This window comes from Paenibacillus sambharensis (assembly GCF_003233845.1).
Taxonomy (GTDB): Bacteria; Bacillota; Bacilli; order Paenibacillales; family Paenibacillaceae; genus Paenibacillus_I; species Paenibacillus_I sambharensis.
On record NZ_QKRB01000043.1, the window covers coordinates 126,789 to 147,948 of the forward strand.

At 52.3% G+C, this 21,160-nt stretch carries 23 protein-coding genes and 1 pseudogene; 21 read left to right on the plus strand and 3 right to left on the minus strand.

The features are described 5' to 3' along the window. Window positions 1–26 precede the first annotated feature (26 nt). Both DNH61_RS10435 and DNH61_RS10440 read left to right on the plus strand, forming a co-directional pair. Window positions 27–914, plus strand: coding sequence for a carbohydrate ABC transporter permease (locus DNH61_RS10435; protein ID WP_111146764.1), 888 nt, complete (start codon window positions 27–29; stop codon window positions 912–914). A gap of 184 nt (window positions 915–1,098) precedes the next feature. Then, window positions 1,099–1,635 (plus strand): DUF2569 domain-containing protein, encoded by a 537-nt coding sequence (locus DNH61_RS10440; RefSeq protein ID WP_181438646.1) that lies wholly within the window; start codon window positions 1,099–1,101, stop codon window positions 1,633–1,635. 93 nt (window positions 1,636–1,728) lie between these two features. On the opposite strand, the gene DNH61_RS26970 is transcribed toward DNH61_RS10440, so the two are convergent. Then, on the minus strand, window positions 1,729–2,280 hold the full coding sequence (locus tag DNH61_RS26970; RefSeq protein ID WP_281272377.1) for a DNA-3-methyladenine glycosylase family protein: 552 nt from the start codon (window positions 2,278–2,280) through the stop codon (window positions 1,729–1,731). Next, a pseudogene (locus DNH61_RS26975) lies at window positions 2,254–2,649 on the minus strand (DNA glycosylase); the annotation flags it as partial. The gene DNH61_RS26970 and the pseudogene DNH61_RS26975, both read right to left, overlap by 27 nt. 251 nt (window positions 2,650–2,900) lie before the next feature. On the opposite strand from DNH61_RS26975, the gene DNH61_RS10450 reads away from it, so the two are divergent. The 5 genes from DNH61_RS10450 (at window position 2,901) to DNH61_RS10470 (ending at window position 7,457) form a co-directional block, all read left to right on the plus strand. Beyond that, the gene (locus DNH61_RS10450; RefSeq protein WP_181438647.1) at window positions 2,901–3,575 is read left to right on the plus strand and encodes an MCP four helix bundle domain-containing protein; all 675 of its coding nucleotides are present in this window, start codon (window positions 2,901–2,903) and stop codon (window positions 3,573–3,575) included. Then, window positions 3,517–4,071 carry a methyl-accepting chemotaxis protein gene (locus tag DNH61_RS10455; protein ID WP_111146608.1) on the plus strand — a complete coding sequence of 185 codons (555 nt, stop codon included), beginning with the start codon at window positions 3,517–3,519 and terminating at the stop codon, window positions 4,069–4,071. The genes DNH61_RS10450 and DNH61_RS10455 overlap by 59 nt, the downstream gene beginning before the upstream one ends. A gap of 245 nt (window positions 4,072–4,316) precedes the next feature. Beyond that, the gene (locus tag DNH61_RS10460; protein WP_111146609.1) at window positions 4,317–4,904 is read left to right on the plus strand and encodes a metal-dependent hydrolase; all 588 of its coding nucleotides are present in this window, start codon (window positions 4,317–4,319) and stop codon (window positions 4,902–4,904) included. A 332-nt stretch (window positions 4,905–5,236) separates the two neighbouring features. Then, entirely contained in the window at window positions 5,237–6,646 is a 1,410-nt protein-coding gene (locus tag DNH61_RS10465) for a GH1 family beta-glucosidase (protein WP_111146610.1), read from the plus strand. 103 nt (window positions 6,647–6,749) lie between these two features. Next, window positions 6,750–7,457, plus strand: a complete 708-nt coding sequence (locus tag DNH61_RS10470; protein WP_111146611.1) for a GntR family transcriptional regulator — start codon at window positions 6,750–6,752, stop codon at window positions 7,455–7,457. Between the two features lie 139 nt (window positions 7,458–7,596). Here the strand turns inward: DNH61_RS10470 and DNH61_RS10475 are convergent, their stop codons facing one another. Next, window positions 7,597–9,156, minus strand: a complete 1,560-nt coding sequence (locus DNH61_RS10475) for a copper amine oxidase N-terminal domain-containing protein (protein ID WP_181438648.1) — start codon at window positions 9,154–9,156, stop codon at window positions 7,597–7,599. A gap of 225 nt (window positions 9,157–9,381) precedes the next feature. Here DNH61_RS10475 and DNH61_RS10480 point away from each other — a divergent pair, with 225 nt between their 5' ends. The 14 genes from DNH61_RS10480 to DNH61_RS10545 all read left to right on the plus strand — a co-directional run bounded on the left by DNH61_RS10480 (window position 9,382) and on the right by DNH61_RS10545 (window position 21,102). Then, complete coding sequence (locus tag DNH61_RS10480) at window positions 9,382–10,293, plus strand: decaprenyl-phosphate phosphoribosyltransferase (protein ID WP_245948128.1); 912 nt, start codon at window positions 9,382–9,384, stop codon at window positions 10,291–10,293. Between the two features lie 16 nt (window positions 10,294–10,309). Then, window positions 10,310–10,942, plus strand: a complete 633-nt coding sequence (locus tag DNH61_RS10485; RefSeq protein ID WP_111146613.1) for an HAD family hydrolase — start codon at window positions 10,310–10,312, stop codon at window positions 10,940–10,942. Further along, window positions 10,930–11,259, plus strand: a complete 330-nt coding sequence (locus DNH61_RS10490; RefSeq protein WP_111146614.1) for an EamA/RhaT family transporter — start codon at window positions 10,930–10,932, stop codon at window positions 11,257–11,259. The genes DNH61_RS10485 and DNH61_RS10490 overlap by 13 nt, the downstream gene beginning before the upstream one ends. After that, window positions 11,249–11,566: an EamA family transporter gene (locus tag DNH61_RS10495; RefSeq protein WP_111146615.1), complete on the plus strand. Its 318-nt coding sequence runs from the start codon at window positions 11,249–11,251 to the stop codon at window positions 11,564–11,566. The genes DNH61_RS10490 and DNH61_RS10495 overlap by 11 nt, the downstream gene beginning before the upstream one ends. A 41-nt stretch (window positions 11,567–11,607) precedes the next feature. Then, window positions 11,608–12,921: a hypothetical protein gene (locus DNH61_RS10500; RefSeq protein WP_111146616.1), complete on the plus strand. Its 1,314-nt coding sequence runs from the start codon at window positions 11,608–11,610 to the stop codon at window positions 12,919–12,921. A gap of 98 nt (window positions 12,922–13,019) precedes the next feature. Beyond that, window positions 13,020–13,433: a VOC family protein gene (locus tag DNH61_RS10505; RefSeq protein ID WP_111146617.1), complete on the plus strand. Its 414-nt coding sequence runs from the start codon at window positions 13,020–13,022 to the stop codon at window positions 13,431–13,433. A 282-nt stretch (window positions 13,434–13,715) separates the two neighbouring features. After that, window positions 13,716–14,759 carry a sulfate ABC transporter substrate-binding protein gene (locus DNH61_RS10510; RefSeq protein WP_220036932.1) on the plus strand — a complete coding sequence of 348 codons (1,044 nt, stop codon included), beginning with the start codon at window positions 13,716–13,718 and terminating at the stop codon, window positions 14,757–14,759. Window positions 14,760–14,790: 31 nt separating this feature from the next. Further along, complete coding sequence (gene cysT, locus DNH61_RS10515; protein WP_111146619.1) at window positions 14,791–15,630, plus strand: sulfate ABC transporter permease subunit CysT; 840 nt, start codon at window positions 14,791–14,793, stop codon at window positions 15,628–15,630. A gap of 12 nt (window positions 15,631–15,642) precedes the next feature. Continuing rightward, entirely contained in the window at window positions 15,643–16,551 is a 909-nt protein-coding gene (gene cysW, locus DNH61_RS10520; protein ID WP_111146620.1) for a sulfate ABC transporter permease subunit CysW, read from the plus strand. A 25-nt stretch (window positions 16,552–16,576) separates the two neighbouring features. Beyond that, window positions 16,577–16,780, plus strand: coding sequence for a YezD family protein (locus DNH61_RS10525; RefSeq protein WP_111146621.1), 204 nt, complete (start codon window positions 16,577–16,579; stop codon window positions 16,778–16,780). Window positions 16,781–16,928: 148 nt separating this feature from the next. Then, window positions 16,929–18,062, plus strand: coding sequence for an LLM class flavin-dependent oxidoreductase (locus DNH61_RS10530; RefSeq protein ID WP_181438649.1), 1,134 nt, complete (start codon window positions 16,929–16,931; stop codon window positions 18,060–18,062). A 17-nt stretch (window positions 18,063–18,079) separates the two neighbouring features. Continuing rightward, complete coding sequence (locus DNH61_RS10535; RefSeq protein WP_111146622.1) at window positions 18,080–19,381, plus strand: ABC transporter substrate-binding protein; 1,302 nt, start codon at window positions 18,080–18,082, stop codon at window positions 19,379–19,381. A gap of 1 nt (window position 19,382) precedes the next feature. Further along, complete coding sequence (locus DNH61_RS10540) at window positions 19,383–20,255, plus strand: carbohydrate ABC transporter permease (RefSeq protein WP_181438650.1); 873 nt, start codon at window positions 19,383–19,385, stop codon at window positions 20,253–20,255. A gap of 31 nt (window positions 20,256–20,286) precedes the next feature. Continuing rightward, a complete protein-coding gene (locus DNH61_RS10545; RefSeq protein WP_111146623.1) occupies window positions 20,287–21,102 on the plus strand; it encodes a carbohydrate ABC transporter permease in 816 nt (271 codons plus the stop codon). Window positions 21,103–21,160: the final 58 nt, after the last annotated feature.

The following is a 21,160-nucleotide window of genomic DNA, read 5'->3' on the forward strand; positions in this document are numbered from 1 at the left end:
GAGGAAGGGAGGATTTATCTGTGGGAATGAAGGCGGCAAGAGGCAGGGAACTGCTGTTTCAAGTGGTGCTGTTCGCTGTCTGTTCATTGATATTCCTGGTAATCGCTTATCCGCTTTATTTCATTATTATAGCGTCTGTGAGTGATTCCACCTTGGTGTCAACGGGCAAGGTATATCTGTTCCCCAAGGGGTTCAGCTTGTTCGGCTACAAGGAGATTTTCCAGGATGAGCGCATCTGGACCGGCTACCGGAATACGCTGTTCTATACGGTGTTTGGTACGTTAGTTAACCTGCTCTTCACACTCCCGGCAGCCTATGTGCTGTCAAGACGCGAGTTTAGAGCCCGGCGCTTCATTATGCTCGCGTTCGTGGTGACGATGTTCTTCAACGGCGGACTGATTCCCACTTACCTGCTGATGAAGGATCTGCATCTGACCAATACCTTCTGGGTATTCATTCTGCCATTCTCGGTGAATGTATTCTTCCTCATTATTGCCCGGACGTTCTTCGAAACCTCGCTGCCGCGTGAGCTGTACGAAGCGGCGGCGATAGACGGCTGCTCGCATTTCAGGTTCTTCTTCCAGGTGGCTATTCCGCTGTCCCGGGCGCTTGTAGCTGTCATTGGTCTGTATTACCTGGTGGGGCACTGGAATGACTTTTTCACCGCCCTGATCTATATACGGGACAATAACCTGCAGCCGCTGCAGATTATACTGCGGGATATCCTGCTGTCTAATCAGGTATTCTCGAGCGGGGCTGGAACAGGAGGTGACGCGGGTGGTTACGCTCAGCGTTATGCAGACCAGATCAAGTACGGCGTCATTATCGTATCCACCCTGCCGATTCTGGTGCTGTACCCGTTTATCCAGAAGTATTTTGACAAGGGGGTCATGATCGGCTCGATCAAGGGTTAGATAATTAGGAGGTGTCCGCAAGAGAAGCTGCTCATGAACGGGTTTGGCTGCACGGAACCGCCAATATGGGTATAGCTTCAGGTATTCATTACCAGCCTGCCGTTGCCGATAATGGATATGTTATCCTCCTTCCCATTAAATAGCGGAAGAAGGCCATATTTATCCAAGAAGGATGTGCAGGAAGATGGAAATGAATGAAACGCAGCTGGAGAAGGACAGCACGGGAGGTAAACCGACTTGGCCGGGGGAGCCGCAGCAGGTATCAGGCTTTGGCGGGTGGCTTATTCTGCCGCAGATCGGTTTTGTCATCACGTTGATTACGATGGTCCTGTTTGTCCTAAATGATGTTCCGGGCGTATTGGATCCTGAGCTGTGGGAGCTCATAAATACCGAGGGCTCATCTCTGGATCACCCTCTTATAGGTCCGACCCTTATTATCGAGTTAGTGTGGAATCTTGGCCTGCTGGCAGCAATAATCGTGACCATTATTCTGTTCTACATGCGGAAGAAGATTGTACCCAAGCTGATGGTCGCTCTGTACATCGTGAGTCTGGCCGGTCTTATCTTGGACTATGTGCTGCTGCTTCAGATTCCTGTACTGAAGGAAATGATGATCGATGGGAGCCAGGTCAGGGAAATTGTCCGTGAGGTCATTATGTGCGCCATCTGGATCCCGTACTTCCTGGTGTCCAAGCGTGTGAAGAATACCTTTGTTAAATAGTCAGCGAGAAGCCCTCCTTGTAGTTCAAGGGGGCTTCTGCTATTTCTGCGGGATTAACAAGGACCTAAGGAAGGGACGGTCTCTATCTGCTGCTTAGTAGAGGATACGCCACAGGTAAAGGGTAGCGTAGGATTCCCAGCCCTTCCACGGCTCGGCGAGCTTGAGAACCTCCTGCCGGGTCGGCTTGCGGTCCATCCCGGTCAGCAGCTTGATAGCATTGTGAAGACCAACATCATCTGCGGGAAAAGCCGACGGCAGCTTCAGGCAGCGCATTAGCACGTAGTTGGCTGTCCACGGGCCGATTCCGCGAATGCTGACCAGTATGGCCTCGGCCTTCTTAAGGTCCCCGGCTTCCTGCAGCAGTTTCTTCGACAGTCTGCCCTCTGCCAGCATTCGGGCGGTATCAATCAGATATTCGGCTTTCCTTCCGGATATCCCCAATTCTTTCAATTCAGGAACGCTTAGAGCGGCAATTGTCTCCGGTGTTGGAAAGGCCCAATACAGCTCGCCGCCAGCAGCGGCTGACCGGCCATACTGTTCTACGATGCGCCGCTTCAAGGTGTGGGCATAGGTGAGATTAATCTGCTGTCCGATTATTCCCCAGCACAGCGCTTCGAACAGGTCTGGAATACCGGGCAGATGCAGACCGCTATAGGTGTCGATTGCTTGCTTAAGCAGAGCATCCTGGCTCGCTATGGCATAAAAGGGTGCCAGATCGGTATCCAGGTCAAACCATTCGGTGACATAGCGGACGATCTCTGACTGGGTTTCGGGTTCGGGAAGGGCCGCTGTTTCTGAGAAAATGCGAATTCTGAGCTGTGCTGGACCAGCCTCGCTAATTTCAACGACATGAATATCCTGACCCGCAGGAATAGCCTTATAGATCCGGTCATCCGCGACCCGGTACAGGCATTCCCGGCTGGCATTGGCAAGCGCGTCCTTCATCTGGGTAAAGCTGAACAGGCTAGGCGTCTTCAATATCACCTCATGCGCGATTTGCTCCATAATCTCCCTCCACCGAAATGTACATAGCGTATTTTAACATACCGCTGGTAATGTGTACCAGATGTTGGTGGATGAGACACCAGTCAAGGTCTTTTCCGGCTTTCAGCCAACATTCAGTCGGCACTTAGGAAGGCTTCATAATCGCAGCTTATAGTATGGATATCGAGCAGGGCGGCCGTACAGACCGCGTGACATAATAATCCTATTCATAAGGTGTGGTTACAGTGATGAAGGGGCAGAAGCAAGGATTTAAGTTTTCGGTGGGCACGAAATTAAGAATAGGCTTCGTTATTATGCTGGTGCTGATTGGTGCAGTAGGCGCAGCCTCCAATACAAGCATGATGAGAATGCAGCAGCAGGCGGAAACGATTGAATCGGTCTACCTGCCGGGCATGAAAGTCCTAGCAGATACAAGAGTGAAGTTTATGCTGGTGCAGCAGCTTGGACTGGAGGTGGCGCTGGCAGCTGACGAAGTCGAGATTACGAACCTGGAAACCGCAATTAATCAAGCGATCGAGGATATGAGGGCACTTGATGAAGCTTACTATACGATAGCGGGTGAAGGGGAGCAGAAGGAAGTGTACACAGCGTTTGACAGTTACCGGCAGCAGGTAGCGGCTGTGTTCCCTTCCTTGCTGGAAGCGGGTAAGCAGGGGGACATGGAAGCGGCTGGAGCAGCGGTAAAAGCGATGCAGGAGCCATATATTGCGGCACTCGAGAAGCTGGAGCAGCTGATTGAGTTGAATGAGAAGGAGGGGGAGATAGCAGCAGATGATTCTGTTGCCGCTTCCGGAACCGGGCAGGATATCGTCAATCTGGTCAGTCTGCTGGGGATCGCAGCAGGAGGCTTTATTTCCTGGATCATTGCCCGGATGATTGCGAGGCCAATGGCAGCTATGGCAGCAGCTGCACGGCAAATTTCGGCTGGCCCTTAATGCTTCCATTGAGGCGGCAAGGGTTGGGGAGCAGGGCAAGGGATTTGCTGTGGTGGCGCATGAGGTGCGCGAGCTTGCGGAACAGTCCAAGGAATCGGCCGGACAGATCGCGGAGCTGGTATATGCCATCCGGCAGGAGACCGTGCAGACGGTTAGCCTAATGGAAGCGGGCACGAAGGAAGTAGATGAAGGGATCCACGCGGTAAATGCGGCTGGTGCCTCCTTCGAACAGATCCGCTGCTCCATTGACGGGGTGGTGCGGCAGATTCAGGAGGTAACAGCAGCATCCGAGCAGATGTCTGCCAGCACCGAGCAGGCCGCATCATCGGTGCACGTCATATCCGAAATTGCGGATGCCTCCACGGCAGGTACACAGCAGGTTGCGGCCGCTCTGGAAGAACAGCTGGCTTCCATGGACGAGATGAACCAAGCTGCGAGCCTGCTGTCGGCTAAATCGGGGGAGCTGCAGAATCTGATCGGGAAATTCTTGGTATAACAGCGATGGCATGTGGCGGCTTTTTTAGATGCGTGCTGAAAGAAGAAAAGAGAAGAGAGCGATGGTGCAACCAAGAGACTATTGCCAAAACTAATACCGTTAGTTATTATAAAACTAATATAATTAGTTTTTTTAAGGAGGTAAGGCGACATTGAATTTCCTTCTGTTCGTGCTGCTGCTGTCGGTTGTCGGAGGTATTCTGGATGCCAGAATAACAGGTCATAGCAGAAAGGGAGTGAGGTAGGATGTTTGCGGGACATTTTGGCCTGGCTGCCATCATCAAGGCGAAGCAGCCGCAGGTGCCGCTGTGGGCACTGATGGTTGGAACACAGCTGCTTGATATTGCGTTCGTGCCCTTGTTTCTTACGGGGGTGGAAACAATCGAAACAATCCGTGATGGACACGGAGGGGCATATATACATGCTGGCTACTCCCATTCTCTCGCAAGTGCCCTGCTGCTAAGCTTCTTGGCTGGATTGTTATCCTGGCGGCAGTGGGGGAGGAGCAGTGGTCTTGTGATCGCCGGCACAGTGTTCAGCCATTGGCTGCTCGATCTGCTTGTTCATCGGCCTGATATTCCACTACTGCCTGGTAATAGTGGAGAACTGTCTTTGATGGGGCTGGGTCTGTGGAATTGGCCAATAATCAGTATAAGTGTTGAAACGCTGCTGGTGCTGGCTGGCGCCGTTCTGTACTTCCGGTCTGCTGTTAAGCGCAGTGAATCAGCGGCTGTTTTCCATAAGGCAGGCAGAGGCCGGGCCCTGCTTGCCGGCAGTGTGGTTGGTCTCCTGCTGATTCTATCATTGGTTACGGATCTGATGGGGATCAACTGACTGTCTGGCCTTCTTTTGTAAAATCTCAACGCATTCGGGCCAGTCCCAGTAAGGGTACATCTCGGATGGAATAGAGACGATACTTGGAAGCAAGGAAATGAGCAGTCTGGATGACTTGTATCCAATCGAGGGTGAGGAGGCACAGACTGAGTAGAAAAAGGTAGTATGGAGCTTGGCTAGCTCTATACTGCCTTTTTGGCTGTACGCCGGATTACACTTTATACAAGTTGCTAAATCCAAAGGGAACCTATATAATCATCAGTGAATATTTGTACCTATGAATTTAATATATTATTATGAATAATATAGAATACTATAAACGGAGGTTAACCATGAAATTTCCGCATGATTTTCTGTTTGGGGCAGCTACTGCCGCTTATCAGATTGAAGGGGCTTGGGATGAAGACGGCAAAGGGCCGACGAATTGGGATGTCTTCTCGAAGCTCCCGGGCAAGACGTACGAAGGCACGAACGGCGATATCGCCATCGACCATTACCACCGCTATAAAGAAGATATCAGGCTAATGGCTGAGATGGGGCTTGAATCCTACCGGTTCTCGGTATCGTGGGCACGCATCCTGCCGACTGGAGACGGAGAGGTCAATCAGAAGGGTTTGGATTTTTATAACGATGTCATCAATGAGTGCCTGCACTATGGGATAGTACCGTTCGTTACTCTGTATCACTGGGACTTGCCCCTGACACTTGAACAGGACGGAGGCTGGACCGCCAAGCGGACAGTGGAAGCCTTTGTGAAGTATGCGGAAATTTGCTTTCGGGCGTTCGGTGACCGGGTCAAGCATTGGATTACATTTAACGAGACGGTGATGTTTTGCGGGCTTGGCTATTTGAAGGGTGCGCATCCGCCAGGCATCAGCAACGATAAGAAGAAGTATTTTCAGGCCACACATCATGTTTTTTATGCCCATGCCAGAGCAGTTGAAGTCTATAAGAGCCTGAAGCAGTATGGCGAGATCGGCATCACCCATGTATTCCTGCCGGCTTTCAGTACAGATGATCAGCCCGAGAATGTATCAGCCGCCCGGCATGCCAATGAATATGAGACGTTCTGGTATTACGATCCGATCCTGAAGGGCGAATATCCGGCTTACGTGGTTGAGCAGTTAAAGGATAACGGCTGGACACCCGACTGGACGGTAGAAGAGCTGGACACGTTGCGAGGGAATGCGGCGGGGAACGATTTTATAGGACTCAATTATTACCAGCCTATCCGGGTGGAACGCAATCGTGAAGCCGCGGCCTTCACAGAGCATACAAGAGAGACATCGACATTAGCCCCGGGCCATGCTTCTTTTGACGGCTTCTACAGGACGGTGAAGATGGAGGACAAGACGTACACCAAATGGGGATGGGAAATCTCGCCTCAGGGATTTTTGGACGGACTGCATATGCTGAAGCAGCGCTATGGTGACATCAAAATGTACGTGACCGAGAATGGGCTGGGAGATGAAGATCCGATTATTGAAGGCGAGATCGTCGACGTTCCCCGAGTTAAATATATTGAGGAGCATCTTAAGGTGGTGAAGCAGGCCATCCGCGAGGGCATCCATCTGAAAGGATATTACGCGTGGTCTGCCATTGATCTGCTGAGCTGGCTGAACGGGTTCAAGAAACAGTACGGGTTCATATATGTCGATCACGAGAACCAGCTTAGCCGCAAGAAGAAGCTGTCGTTCCACTGGTATAAGCGTATTATTGAGACGCGGGGAGAAGAGCTGTAAGAGCTGCAATTCCGAAAAAACGATAACCTCTTGATCTCGATCAAGGGGTTGCTCGTGTATAATAGAGGGCAGATCATAGACAACGAATAGCAGGGAGATTTATATGGCTGTCAAATACAAAGAAATCGCTGATGCGCTGGAACAGGAAATCCGGTCCGGAAAGTACGATGCTGCACGGAAGCTGCCGACAGAGGAAGAGCTGATCACGCAGTTCGGCGTAAGCCGCAACACGGTCCGCAGAGCCGTTAACCAGCTGGTTAACCGCGGCTATATCTATCAGGTGCAGGGAAGCGGAATGTTCCTGCGGGATAAATCCGCAACCGACTATATCAATCTTGGCAGTCTCAGAGGACTGACGAAGGACCTCAGCCCGGATCGCATTCATACAGAAGTTCTGGATTTGCATACGATGGAAGCGGGTTCTGAAACAGCAGGGCGATTAAACTGTGAAGCGGGTACTATGCTGTATTATATCAAGCGGCTGCGATTAGTCGACGAGGAGCCTTTCTCTATTGAAATCAGCTGCTTCAACAAAAATATTGTGCCGTATCTTAATAAAGATATTGCATCCAGTTCCATCTACAGCTATCTGATCGACGATTTGAAGCTGAGCATTGGTTTTGCTGACAAAGTCATTACAAGTGACCAGATTGGAGTGGTTAACGCGGGCTTATTGCAAGTCAAGGCGCTGGACCCCGCCCTAATCGTCGAGAATACTGTCTGCTTAACGAATGGAACGGTCTTCGAGTATTCCCAGTCGATCTTTCATTACAAGAAGGCCAAGCTTTTAAACCGTATCAGCTTCAAATGACACTACGATATGGCAGCCCTGAAGCATTCCGGGGCTTATTTTTGATTAAGCAGCGAAAAAACAGCGCCAGTACCCGGAGTTCTGTTCCTCAGGCTGGCGCTGTTTGATGTCGGTTTAAGAATGACAGACAAGCTCTTCCTTAAGCAGATGGCACAAGCTTGTATATCGTCCGGGTTGTAAAGTCCGAGATGTAAAAATGCTTCCCGTCATAGTCGAAGTCTACGATGTATACGGTATGGTCCATGCCGGTAAAATCAATGCTTGGTTCGGGGATCAGCATGCGGGGCTGGTCCTGATCAAGCGTGAAGATCCCTTTGTCATTAAGGAAATACAGCTTGCCCTTATGATACAAGGGACGCTCCATCAGAAACTGCGGCTCATAGCTGTCTTCCTCCGGCAGCTCGGTGAAGGTTCTCTGCCCCGAATGCAGCTGTTCCTTCATAATATAGCCGTTGCCTGTATACAAGGTGAGCTCCCCGTTCTTCAGGACAGGCAGTACGTGACGGTCAGTCGTATAAACGTGAGAGTATTCCCGTATGCTGCCGAGGTGGCTGCCCCAGCTTGTCAGTTCTTCGATCTGGCCGTCAGGATGAATTCGGATGACTGAATGGTAGGAATGGCTGACTGATTGACCTCCTCCTTCATTAGGAAGATAATGCCGCTGCGCGAGCTCTCTTGGAACGATTAGAGAACCGTCCTCCATGAAGGTGAACCGGAGCTTGAGGAGGTACCGGCTGTAGTCATAGAGATAGAAATCGCCCCACTGCAAAATATTTTCCGGCTGTCCGCTGCTTGTTTCGTACCAGGTGAAATTGTCAGGCTTTTCATTGACCACTGCGCGCTCCACATATACAAGATGCGGCTGGCCATCTTCGATATAGAAGATCAAGTTATAAGTAAAGCCGAGCAGCAGAATGTTCTGGTTGTAATATTCGTACTGCTCATTCTCCTTGTTCAGGAAGAGAAGTCCGGACACATAGAGCCTGCCGTCCCGCTCCTGCATGTCGGAGAGGCGGAAGCTGTGGATAGTGGCCGGGTCGTTCAGCCCGTATTCTTCGAGCTTGGGAGCAAGATTCTTAAGGCTGAAGTAAACGCGTTCCTTGCCGTCTTTTCTCGCTTTGATCTTGATGCCATCCATGGCGTACGTCGTTTGGTGAGCGCCGATCGTGAACCCTTGAATCCAGTCATAGGTTTCGGAAGGAGGGCCGAGGGACCAGGCCTTCTGCAGACTGTATCCTTTACTTGTGCCTCCCCCGGACCCCGACTGGCTGGTAATGGTTACGCTGTACCGCTTCGCATCCCATTTCACAGCCGCTCCTAACGCTTCGCTTACGAAACGCAGCGGCACATATGTACTCTTATTTCGGATAAATGCAGGGGAGAGCAGCGAAATATCCTTCCCGTTTTTCTTGGCGATCCAGCGGCCGATGGTCAGTTCAATCTTGGTCTGCTGCGAGGCTGCAACCACAGTGCTGGTGTCCTGGTTCCAGCTTACGTCCGCTCCCAGCGCCTCGAATATCGGCCTCATTGGAACGAGGACGCTGCCATTTTGCAGGATTGGAGGGGAGGTGAAGGCAAGCTTGCTGCCGTTAACATAGACGGAAATCGGGCTCGTGGCAGAGACCGAACCTTGAGGTATGATTGCCGCCATCAGGATGATGACCGCAGCGGCGAATGTAATGAGCCTGGTTCGTTTCATGATGCTGTGACCTTCTCTCGTTGTGAAATTTGACATGCTATCAGTCTTCACTAATAAATATCGGCTTCACGCTTGATTAGCTTAAGGAAAAGGACAGGCTAATAACGAACGGGACAGAAGCCATGCATGCTGACACATATTTGGAATTGACTGGTATAGATAACAGATGATAAGCTGAAGATTGCTATTATTACAATTACAGCAAGGTAATGGGAGGATTAACAATTGCAATCAGCAAAAACGGGCATTGACAGCGAGCTTCAGCTGCAGGGGAATCTTGCCGGATTATTGTGGAGGCAGCTTCGGCCCAAGCAGTGGACCAAGAATCTGCTCGTGTTCGCAGCGCCGCTGTTCTCGTTCGAGGTGCTCAATACGCCACTCATAGTGCTGTCTGTAGCCGGATATATCCTGCTGTGTCTGGTATCCAGCTGTGTCTATATACTGAATGATTTTGTTGACCGGGAGGCAGACAAGCTGCACCCGCAGAAGAAGAACCGGCCGATGGCTTCCGGGCTGCTCAATCCATACTTGGCCTTGGCCTTAGGGGGAGTACTGCTGGTATCCTCATTAGCAGCTTCCATTCTTATTAACCCCTTGTTTACGCTGCTGCTGGCCGTCTATTTCACCGTGAATGTCATGTATTCGTTCCATCTGAAGCATGTCGTCCTGGTGGACATTATGGTCATTGCCTCGGGCTTCGTTCTGAGGGCGATAGCAGGCGGACTGATCATCGATGTTCCTTTCACGCCGTGGTTCCTGCTCTGCACGCTGCTGCTCTCCCTGTTCCTCGCCATCGGCAAACGCCGCAACGAGCTGATGCTTAATGAACAGGACAAGACTGCCCATCGGCGGGTTCTGGAGCAGTACTCCTTTCCGCTGCTTGACCAGCTGAGCAGCATCGTTACGACAGCGACCATTGTAAGTTATTCGTTGTTCACGTTTACCTCAGGCAGAACGGTCCATCTGATGTGGACGATACCCCTGGTCATCTATGGTGTGTTCCGATACCTTTATCTGATTCATGTGAAGATGAAGGGCGGGGCACCGGATCGCGAGCTGTTTGAGGACAAGCCTATTCTGGTAACCGTGTGCCTGTATGTCTTGATGGTGATTGTGATTCTAGCCTATTTTGAATAACGCCGGGTGGGGAAATATGGAGACAGTAAAGATAGCGCTCTTCGATATTGATAAAACGGTTATACGGCATGACTCGATGTTTCAATTTGTAAAATACAGCCTGCGGGCCAAGCCTTGGACCGCGTACCGGCTGCTGCATATTGCGGCATACACCTGCCTGTACAAGCTCAAGCTGATGCCGCTCCAGAAGGCCAAGAGCGCTTATTTCTATGCGATTAATCACTTCCGTGAGGAGGATCTGGAGCGCTTCTACGATACGGAGCTCGCAACGGGTATTTATCCGGAGGCACTGGCGGAGATGGAAGCCCTTAAGCGACAGGGCTACCGTATTCTGCTTATCACGGCATCTCCTCATGCTTATATGCAGTACTTCAGCAAGCTGCCGGCAGTTGATGATGTAATCGGCACGAACCTGTGCAGGGTCAACGGCCGTTATACCAGCCGAATCGAAGGCCTGAACTGCAAGGGAAAGGAGAAGGTGGCCAGATTGCAGACATATCTAAAGGATCACGGGCTAGTCATAGATTATGAGCAGTCACGGGCCTATTCGGATTCTCTGACGGATCTCCCGATGTTCAATCTCGTAAAATCCCGCTACCTGATCAACAGAAGCCACCCGGGATTGGAGCAGCTGACATGGAAAATGTAAGATCCGGTCTTATCGGCAAAGGCTATATGATCTTCTCAGCCTGGCTGTCCGCGACCGGACAGCTGCTGTGGTCGCTCGGGCTGACGGATTACCTCTTGCTCGCCCTGGGGTTCCTTTGCTACGGGCTAGGCGCCCTGTTCATGATCAAGTCACTGGCATTGTCCAAGCTGTCCTCAACCTATCCTCTGCTCTCGGTCGGCTATGTAATCGCATTGATCTATGGGGCATACTTTCATGCTGAAGTGTTTACTTGGAATAAGCTGCTGGCCGTCCTGCTGCTCGGAACCGGGGTGACCCTTACCGCTTATGAACGATAGCTTGAACCTTGTTTTGCTAGTCGTCATGACACTGCTTGGTTCGCTTGGAGGCGTGAATTTCAAGCTGTCCTCAGGCAGCCGTCACCGGCTGAGATATCTGCTGCTTGGCATGTTCTGCTATGGAACAGGTGCCTTGGTCAACATCTACCTGCTTAGCCAGCTCGCGTATACGGTTGTGTTTCTCGCCAACTCGCTGACATTCATCTGGGCACTGGTCTTTGGAAGGTGGGTGTTTCGGGAAACGATTGGCTGGGCCAAGCTTGCCGGTGTTATTCTAATCCTTGCGGGCGTTAGTCTGCTTGTGTAACTGTCATTTTAATCTAACTTTCTGATGAAGCGGTGGATGATATGCCTTTTCTCAAGGAGCTGTTCAAGAACAAAGCCGATAACCGGATTGCAGCAATCCTAGTGGTGGCGCTCGCCGGATTATATTTTATCCTTAATATGCCTTATCTCCAGTATATCGATCGTTATCAGGAGCTGCTGCAGCGGTTTAGCCCCTTCTATGGGGCGCCGTTCAGCCTGAATTTGTTCAACTTCGATCCTTCCCTGTACTATGGATACGCTAATATTTCATTGATCCATCCGTTTCTCAGCTTTGCCGGCGGAACCCTGCGGCTTGCTGCTGAGGCGGGACCGGGCAACTGGCTGTTTCTTGCGCTGCAGTCTCTCATTAATGGAGCCAGCGCAGCACTCGTCTACTATTATCTCCGAAGCTGGGGAAATGCCGTATGGCTGCCGCTGTCTCTTGCGCTCTTCTATGGCGTCAGCTCGTACAGCCTGTACTCCGCCCTGATACCGGATTCCTATCCGTATGCGCAATTCATTATTGTGCTCTCTGTACTCTATCTTCGGCTTCGGGCCGTACAGCCTGGAGGGACTGTTTACCCTTATGCCATATTAATGCTTGTAAATTTCGCAGTTACCGTAACGAACGCCATCCCTTATGCAGCCGCTCTGCTGCTGCGCCTGTACACGACAGCGAGCCGCAGCTGGTTATACCAGCTGCTGCGAATCACTGCTGTGTCGCTCCTCTTCATTGCCGCAGGTACATTGGCGCAGTACATCCTGTTTGACGGACGCACGTGGCTGAGCGCAGCAGGCAGCAATCTGAGCAGCGGAGGCTTCAGCTATTCAGCCCCCTTCAATCTGCAGCAGCATTGGCAGGTCGTCTATATGCTCGTCATTCATCCTGTATTGACACCAGCACTGACCCTGGTAGATGCGGGAATAGCTGCTTTTGCTACGGATTTATCGGCAGCAGTTCCTTGGTACGCCAATCTGATCGGCGGGCTTGTGGCCGCTTCGGCGGTCTACGGCATACTGCGGGAGAGGCAGCTGCGTGAAACTTGGATGCTGGCCGGTTATATCGGCTTTGCCATTATGCTGCATATTGGTGCAGGCTTCGGTCTTGCTACGTTCAAGTACGACTTGTACCTGTATGCCGGTCACTATATAGCTGCCTTCTTCCTGCTTGCAGGTACAGCGCTGATGCGGAGATGCCGGAGCAGAGCAAGCGGAGTGCCTGTACTCTTGTTAATCTGTCTGCTAATACTAGTTACGGCAGGACACAACATCCAGTACCATGGGGATAATCTGGAGCAAATCCGCCAGGCTTATCAGCAGATGGGTGAGGGACTTTCGCAGCCGGCGGCAAGGTGAGATCCGGAATGCCGCAATTCATAAGAAATCTGACTGGCGGGTTTGTGATAGGATGAAGTCATGAAGCAGAACCACAATCAAGGAAAGGTGGAATTACAATGGCACTGCAGTTAAACATGATTTTTGTGAACTTGCCGGTTAAGAATCTGGAGAGAAGCAAGGCATTCTTCACGGGACTGGGATTTGCATTTAATGACCAATACACCAATGAACAAGCAGCATGTCTGGTTATAAGCGAGCATATCTACGCCATGCTCCTTGTCGAGTCGTATTTCGAGACGTTTACGGCTGGAAAGCCGGCTGCCGATGCCTCCAAAGCGTCTGAGGTGATGTTGGCGCTGGCGGCGAAGAGCAGGGAGCAGGTGGATGAAATTGCGGAGAAGGCAGTGTCGCACGGCGGCAGGGCACTGGGAGAGCCGGTTGATCACGGCTTCATGTATACCCGCAGCTTCGAAGACCCGGACGGGCACTTGTGGGAAATTATGTATATGGACCCCAAGGCGATGAGCTGATGGGCTGACTAAGATGCAGCTTGCACATTTATGTTCATGACAAGAGACCCTGGTCTTCGCCAGCAGCGAAGGCCGGGGTTATTTGTATGTTTTGGATGTTTGAATACAGTATAAGAGAACCTTATTAACATAATAAAAATATCTAAAGAACCTGTTGACACTTCAGGAAGCTGCTGGTATTATCCGTTTATACCCAAGTAAACAAATGGGATTTATCTTATTACGACCGGACGACCGGAGTATGCGGCCTCGTGCAGAAAGAAAATTATTGAGGGGTGCTTCATGATGAGAAGAATGCATACATTTCGTTCGGTTGTTTTATTGGTGGCTCTGTCGCTTGGGCTGACAGCCTGCGGAGCGGCAGGAGGGACACAGACGGATGCGAAGAAGCCCGTGAAGCTGCTGAATGTGTCTTATGATCCTACACGCGAGTTCTATGTGGAATTTAATGAAGCGTTTGCGAAGCACTGGAAGGAGAAGAACAACCAGGTTGTCACGATCGACCAGTCGCACGGCGGCTCTGGCAAACAGGCCAGATCCGTGATTGACGGTCTGAAGGCGGATGTTGTTACGCTGGCGCTGGGCTATGATATTGATGCACTGACCGGCCCCGGGCTGATCAAGCCGGAGTGGCAGTCACAGTTCGGCAATAACAGCTCTCCTTATACGTCCACCATTGTATTCCTTGTGCGCAAGGGCAATCCGAAAGAAATCAAGGACTGGAATGATCTGATCAAGCCGGGAGTGGAAGTTATTACACCTAATCCGAAGACTTCCGGCGGTGCAAGGTGGAATTATCTTGCTGCCTGGGGCTATGCGCTGAAGCAGAACGGGGGAGACGAAGCCAAGGCGAGAGAGTTTGTAGGCGAGCTGTTCAAGCATGTGCCTGTCCTTGACTCGGGTGCGAGGGGGGCAACCACAACCTTCGTGGAACGGAAGATCGGTGATGTGCTGCTGGCTTGGGAGAACGAGGCTCTGCTGTCGCTTAAGGAGTTCGGAGAAGGAGAATTTGAGATTGTCACGCCTTCGATCAGCATCCTGGCGGAGCCGCCGGTAGCGGTGGTGGATAAGGTAGTGGATGACAGGGGCACACGCGAAGTCGCGGAGGCATACTTGGAATACCTTTATAGTGATGAAGGACAGGAACTGGCCGGCAAGCATTACTTCCGCCCCACAAATCCGGATATTCTTGCGAAGTATACGGATCAGTACCAGGCGCTGGAGCTGCTTCAGATTGATCAGGATTTTGGCGGCTGGAACGCAGCCCAGGAGAAGCATTTCAACGATGGCGGCGTCTTTGACCAGATTTATACACCGGGCTCCTAGCGGCTGCGGTAATGACAGGAGCTGACTTCACATGAAAGGTTCCAAGGGCAAGAGCAGAAGCGTGCTGCCGGGATTCGGCCTGACGATGGGCTTTACAGTCTTTTACCTGGGCGTTATGGTCCTGATTCCGCTGGCTGGTGTATTTATCAAGACATCCGGGATGTCTCTGTCCGAGCTGTGGCAGACCATATCGGCCCCCAGGGTAGCAGCTTCCCTGAAGGTGAGCTTCGTTACCTCGTTCAGTGCTGCGGCCCTGAATATGGTTTTTGGTCTGCTGGTCGCCTGGGTGCTGGTCCGTTACCGGTTTCCCGGCAAGCGGCTTGTCGACAGTCTCGTGGATCTGCCGTTCGCCCTCCCGACTGCTGTCGCGGGAATTGCGCTGACGGCAATTTACGCCCCGAACGGCTGGATTGGCCAGTATCTGGAGCCGCTGGGCATTAAGGTGGCCTATACGCCGCTCGGCATCACCATAGCACTGGTGTTCATCGGCCTGCCGTTTGTGGTGAGGACGGTTCAGCCGATCCTTCAGGATATGGATAAGGAAACCGAGGAAGCGGCGGTTATGCTTGGTGCTTACAGGCTTAGAACATTCATCCGGGTTATTCTCCCCGGGCTTGTCCCGCCGCTCCTGACAGGATTTGCACTGGCTTTTGCAAGGGGAGTTGGCGAATATGGTTCCGTAGTGTTCATCTCAGGCAATATGCCGATGAAAACGGAGATTGCGCCGCTTCTTATTATGACGAAGCTGGAGCAGTACGATTATGCCGGTGCTACGGCAATTGCGATGGTCATGCTGGTCCTCTCGTTCCTGATGCTCCTGTTAATCAATTACCTGCAGTGGCGAAGCAACCGCCGCGTCATATCGGAATAGGAGGACGGCAGCATGGCTGGAGCTATTACCACGCATTTATCAGAAGAGACTGCCCGAAGGCCTCGGCACATTAATGAAGGGCCAGTCGTACGGATCGTGCTGATCACTATAGCACTGCTATTTCTGGGACTCGTTGTTTTGCTCCCGCTGGCATCGGTGTTTGTGGAAGCCTTCAAGCGCGGCATGGATGTCTACTACAGTGCCATAACGGAGAAGGATGCGTTATCTGCTCTCCGCATGACGCTGCTCGCTGCGGCAGTGGCTGTACCGCTCAATACGGTGTTCGGCATTGCGGCGGCATGGGCGATAACGAAGTTCCGGTTCAAGGGCAAGAATCTGCTGATTACGCTTATCGATCTTCCGTTTGCCGTATCGCCTGTCATCGCGGGACTTATATTCGTCTTGATGTTTGGGGCACAGGGCTTCTTCGGTCCCTGGCTCGCGTCACATGACATCCAGATCATATTTGCCCTGCCGGGAATAGTGCTCGCGACCGTATTTGTGACCTTTCCCTTCGTCGCGCGTGAGCTGATCCCGCTGATGGAGGCACAGGGTGTACTTGAAGAAGAGGCAGCAGCCAGCCTTGGTGCACGCGGCTGGCAGATTTTTTGGCGCATCACGCTGCCCAACATTAAATGGGGCCTGCTCTATGGCATCATTCTCTGCAACGCCAGGGCAATGGGCGAATTTGGAGCCGTCTCGGTAGTGTCGGGACATATCCGGGGACAGACGAACACACTGCCGCTACATGTGGAGATACTGTACAACGAATATCAATTCTCCGCATCCTTTGCCGCAGCATCCCTGCTTGTCCTGCTGGCTATTATTACACTGCTCGTCAAGGCTTTCATAGAATGGAAGACATCCCAGAGGAAGCCTGCTACAGAAGGCGGCGGCTTGCCGCTATTGGAAAACGAATGATGAATGAATAAGGAGGCGTATCAATATGGCTAAAGCGGTGGAGATCAATGAATACTGGCGGGACCGGATTTTGGAGCAGGTTAACGGGATGGAATATGGTTCGGTGCTCATTACGGTTCATGATGGACGGATTGTCCAGATCGACCGGACGGAACGCAAGAGATTTGACCCTTCTGCAGGTGCCGTAGCCGTTGCGGCGCCTCAGAAGAAAAACGGTACACACAACTGACAGTTTCAGAAAATGAATGGGTGGGCTTAACAGCATACGGGATGAAACAGTTGTTATCTACCGGAAAACTGGAGATACGACAGTGATGACAAGGCGAGTAGCCCATCATTGTCGTATTTTTTTATGACACTGGGAGGATGAGAGAGAGATGACGATAGTGCGGAGCAGTGAAGTTGAATTCGGATGGTTCATTCCTACAACAGGGGATGGCCGCTATTTAGGGGTGGAACCGGAAAGGCCGGCGACGCAAGCTTACATGACCGAGGTGGCTGTAGCTGCCGAAGAGGCGGGTTTCGAGTTTGCGCTGATTCCCGCTGGCGGAGACTGCCTCGATGCATGGGTGGTAGGCTCCTGGATCGGTGCGCAGACAACCCGGCTGAAGCCGCTGGTGGCGTTAAGGCCCGGGTTAATAAGTCCCGTGCTGGCAGCCCGGATGGCGGCGACCCTCGACCAGGTTTCGGGAGGCAGGGCTCTTATCAATGTGGTGACAGGGCATTATGCCGAGGACTTGAAAGCATCCGGAGACCCGCTGTACGCGAATCATGATGAACGCTATAACCGAACCCGAGAGTTTATGGAAATTGTTAGAGGGGTCTGGCAAGCCGGAGCAGGAGCATTTGACTACAAAGGCCGGCATTATGAAGTGGAAGGCGGGCGCTGTCTGCCGGCGCCATTCCGCAAGCCTCATCCGCCGGTATACTTTGGCGGCAGCTCTCCAGCGGGCAAACGGGCCGCGGCTGCTATAGCGGATGTTTACCTGATGTGGACCGAGCCGCTCGAATGGATCAAGGAGCAGATCACCGAGATGCAGCAGTTTGTACTGGAGCATGAGAAGGAGACCGGAATCAGGCGGCAGCTGCAGTTTGGCATACGGGCGCAGCTTGTCGTCAGAGAGACGGAAGAGGAGGCGTGGGCGGCTGCGCGTTCCATCATTAGCAAGGTGGACCCTTCGCTGCTTAATGAGCGGGCGAAGCGCCATGCACAGACAGACGCAACCAACCAGAAGCGTCAGATGGAGCTGTGGCAGCAGTCGCAAGAGGATGATTACGTGATTGGGCCTAATCTTTGGTCGGGCTTGTCAGCAGTCAGAGGAGGGGGAGCAGTTGCATTCGTCGGAACACCTGAACAAGTGTCCGACAGGCTGGTTGAGTTTGCCGATGCGGGCATTTCCTCTTTTATTCTATCGGGCTACCCGCATCTGGAAGAAGCCCGGATTGCCGGGAAGCTGCTGCTGCCGCTCGTCCGGAAGAAGCTGGCCGGACGTATTGCCGTTCAACTATAAATTGGAGGACTACAACGATGAAATCATCTATCCGTTATATATTTCTTACTATAGTAATGGTAGTAACCGTTATGCTGACCTCCGCCTGCTCATCCGGCAATGGCTCAACGACCGGCACCGGTGAACAGCCTACTACGCCAGCTTCAGGCAATGGAGGTGCCGTCAAAAAAGTAACCGTCAATTTCCTTCATTGGCGCGGTGAGGACCAGGAAGTTTTCGGCCGGCTTATCAGCCAATTTGAAGAGGCAAATCCGGGAATTCAAATTGAGACACAGGTGTTTCCATCCGACCAATATCAGGCTTCCGCTCAGGCCAAGCTGCTGGACGGGTCCAGCGGCGACGTCTTCGCAGCTTTCCCGGGGGCACAGTTTGAAGCACTTGTTCGCGCCGGCCTTTACACCGATTTGAGTGGTGAAGCCTTCCTGAGCGCATACAATCCGTCCTTAATTGAAGCTGGTCAGAAGGACGGACGCCAGCTCGCAGTGCCGTATCAGCTGGTTTACAATATGCCGATCTATAATGTCAAGCTGTTTGAGGAGCAAGACATCGAGGTGCCGAAGGACTGGGACGGCTTCCTGGCGGCAGCCGAGAAGCTGAAGCAGGCCGGTATTATACCAATCGCTTTTCCGGGGGCTGATATTGGCCCTGGTCAGTTTATGAACGTGATGGTGATGAATAATGCTCCGGACCCGGACATTTTCGTCAAGCTTGAAGCAGGGGAGACGAAGCTTACGGATGCATGGTGGGTGAAGACGCTTGCCCAGTTCAAAGAGCTGAATGACAAGGGATATTTCCAGCCTGATGCACTCGGTACGAAGGACCAGGGAGCCGGGGCCTTGTTCGTTCAGGATAAAGCGGCAATGCTTGCTACCGGTTCCTACCAGCTGGCTCAGCACAAGAAGAATAACCCGGAGCTTGAGCAAAAACTTCTTGCGCCTATTACGGTTCCGGCGAATGAGATGATCTACGAAGGCATTCATACGACAACCTTCCTGCTCGGAGTGAACAGCCAGTCGAAGCATCCGGAGGAAGCGAAGAAGTGGCTTGCTTTCTTGAGCAGTCCGGAAGCCGCTGGGGCTTATGCTAACGCCACTGGCCAGAATGTGACAGTGAACGGTGTGGAATATGAGACAGAGGAGCTGAAGGCAGTGGCCGAGTGGAGCACGCGGAAGACAAGATTTCAGCCGCGCTTCACGATGAAGAACGCCGAGGTTCAGAAGGCCGTAACGGGTTCAATACAGGCAGTTCTGGCTGGCCAGACACCTGAGCAGGCGGCCGCGGACGCCCAAGCAATTGTCAATCAGGAGATTGGAAAATAAGATGAGGCGCCGCAGACCGCTCATCCTGTTTTTCCTGCCCGGACTTGTCTTGTATCTGGCTGTGTTCGTCTACCCGACGCTAAGCGGACTGTATTATTCCTTCACGGATTGGGATGGTCTGTCTCCATCCCACCGTTTTGTGGGGCTGGACAATTATTTACGCCTTGCAGAGCATATTGTTTTTCAGAAGGCGCTTGTCAACAATTTGAAGTTTATGGCCGCCGTAGTGTTCTGTCAGACGATTCTCTCACTTGTGCTGGCGCTGTATCTGCAGCGGAGCACACACGTCAACGCGGCGCTGCGGTCGCTTTATTTTATACCGGCCATTCTGTCATCCGTATCAGTCGGTTTTATCTGGACGTTTATTTACGATCCGTCCTTCGGCATGCTGAACAATCTGCTGGAGAGTGCCGGCTTGTCCTCCTGGTCGCGGAACTGGCTGGGGGATGCGGGGATTGCGATCTACGCGGTGGCAGGTGTTCAGGCCTGGGCGCATATCGGGCAGATGGTTATTCTGTTCGTTGCCGGACTGCAGGCCATACCCGCAGATCTGCTGGAATCTGCGAAGCTGGACGGAGGGACGCGGTGGCAGGTGTTCCGCCATGTGACCTGGCCGCTGCTGGCACCTGCTGCTGCGCTTGTCGTATCGTATACTACGATTCAGTCCTTCAAGGCATTTGATCTCGTGTTCACGATGACCGGAGGAGGGCCGAATTATTCGACCGAGATTCTGTCCACCTTCATATACGGGACGGCCTTCAGCAGCTTTAAGTTCGGCTTTGCCGCTGCGGCTTCATGTGTCTTCCTGCTGCTCATTGCGGTCATTACATTCCTTCAGTTCAAGGCGCTCAGGACCGAACGGGTGACCTACTAGTTATAGAAGAAGAAGATAGGGGGGAACTGCATTGCTGAACCGGCTGGCAGGTATACTGCTGCTTACAGGCTTTGCCTGTATCGTAATACTGCCGCTGCTTCTGGTTGTATTTACGGCCTTTAAGACGACGCCGGAATTTTACCGCAACCCGATCGGTCTTCCCGCGGCTTGGTCGCTGGAGCATTTGGTTGCTCTGTTTAAGGAACAGCCGATGTGGCGGTACTTCGGCAACAGTCTTATCGTTACAGCGGCGACGGTGCTGCTTGAGCTGCTCCTCGCCGGCATGATCGCCTATGGGATTATACGACTCGGGGGAAGGGGCAGCAGGCTCTTGTTTGCTCTGTTCGCCGCGGGATTGATGGTGCCTTCGCAGGTCAATATGATTCCCATCTATCAGTTTGTCCGCTCGCTTGGCTTAATGAACAGCTTGAGCGGCCTCGTGGTTGTCTCCGTATCGGTCTTGCTGCCGCTGTCGGTCTTTATGCTATCCGGATTTATGCGGACGCTGCCGAAGGAAATATTAGAGGCAGGAGAAATCGACGGGGCTGGAGAATGGCGACTCATGCTCCAAATTGCCCTGCCGCTGTCGGCTCCTTACCTGGCGGCGGTCTCGGCTTTCCTGTTCATCATCGTATGGAATGATATGCTCTTCCCAATGCTCATGCTGACAGGTAAGGAAAATATGACCCTGCCGATTGCGCTGCTGCAGTTCAGAGGGGAATATGTGACCGATTATCCGATGCTGCTGACGGGTGTGATGGTCGCATCCCTGCCTGTTATTATTCTTTTTGTACTGCTTCAGCGCTACTTCATTGCCGGAACGTTGGCCGGGGCTTTGAAGGGCTAGCGGGGGTGAGGTCCGGAAAAACTTATATACAAAAAAGAACGGAGCAGCCTTGCGGCTG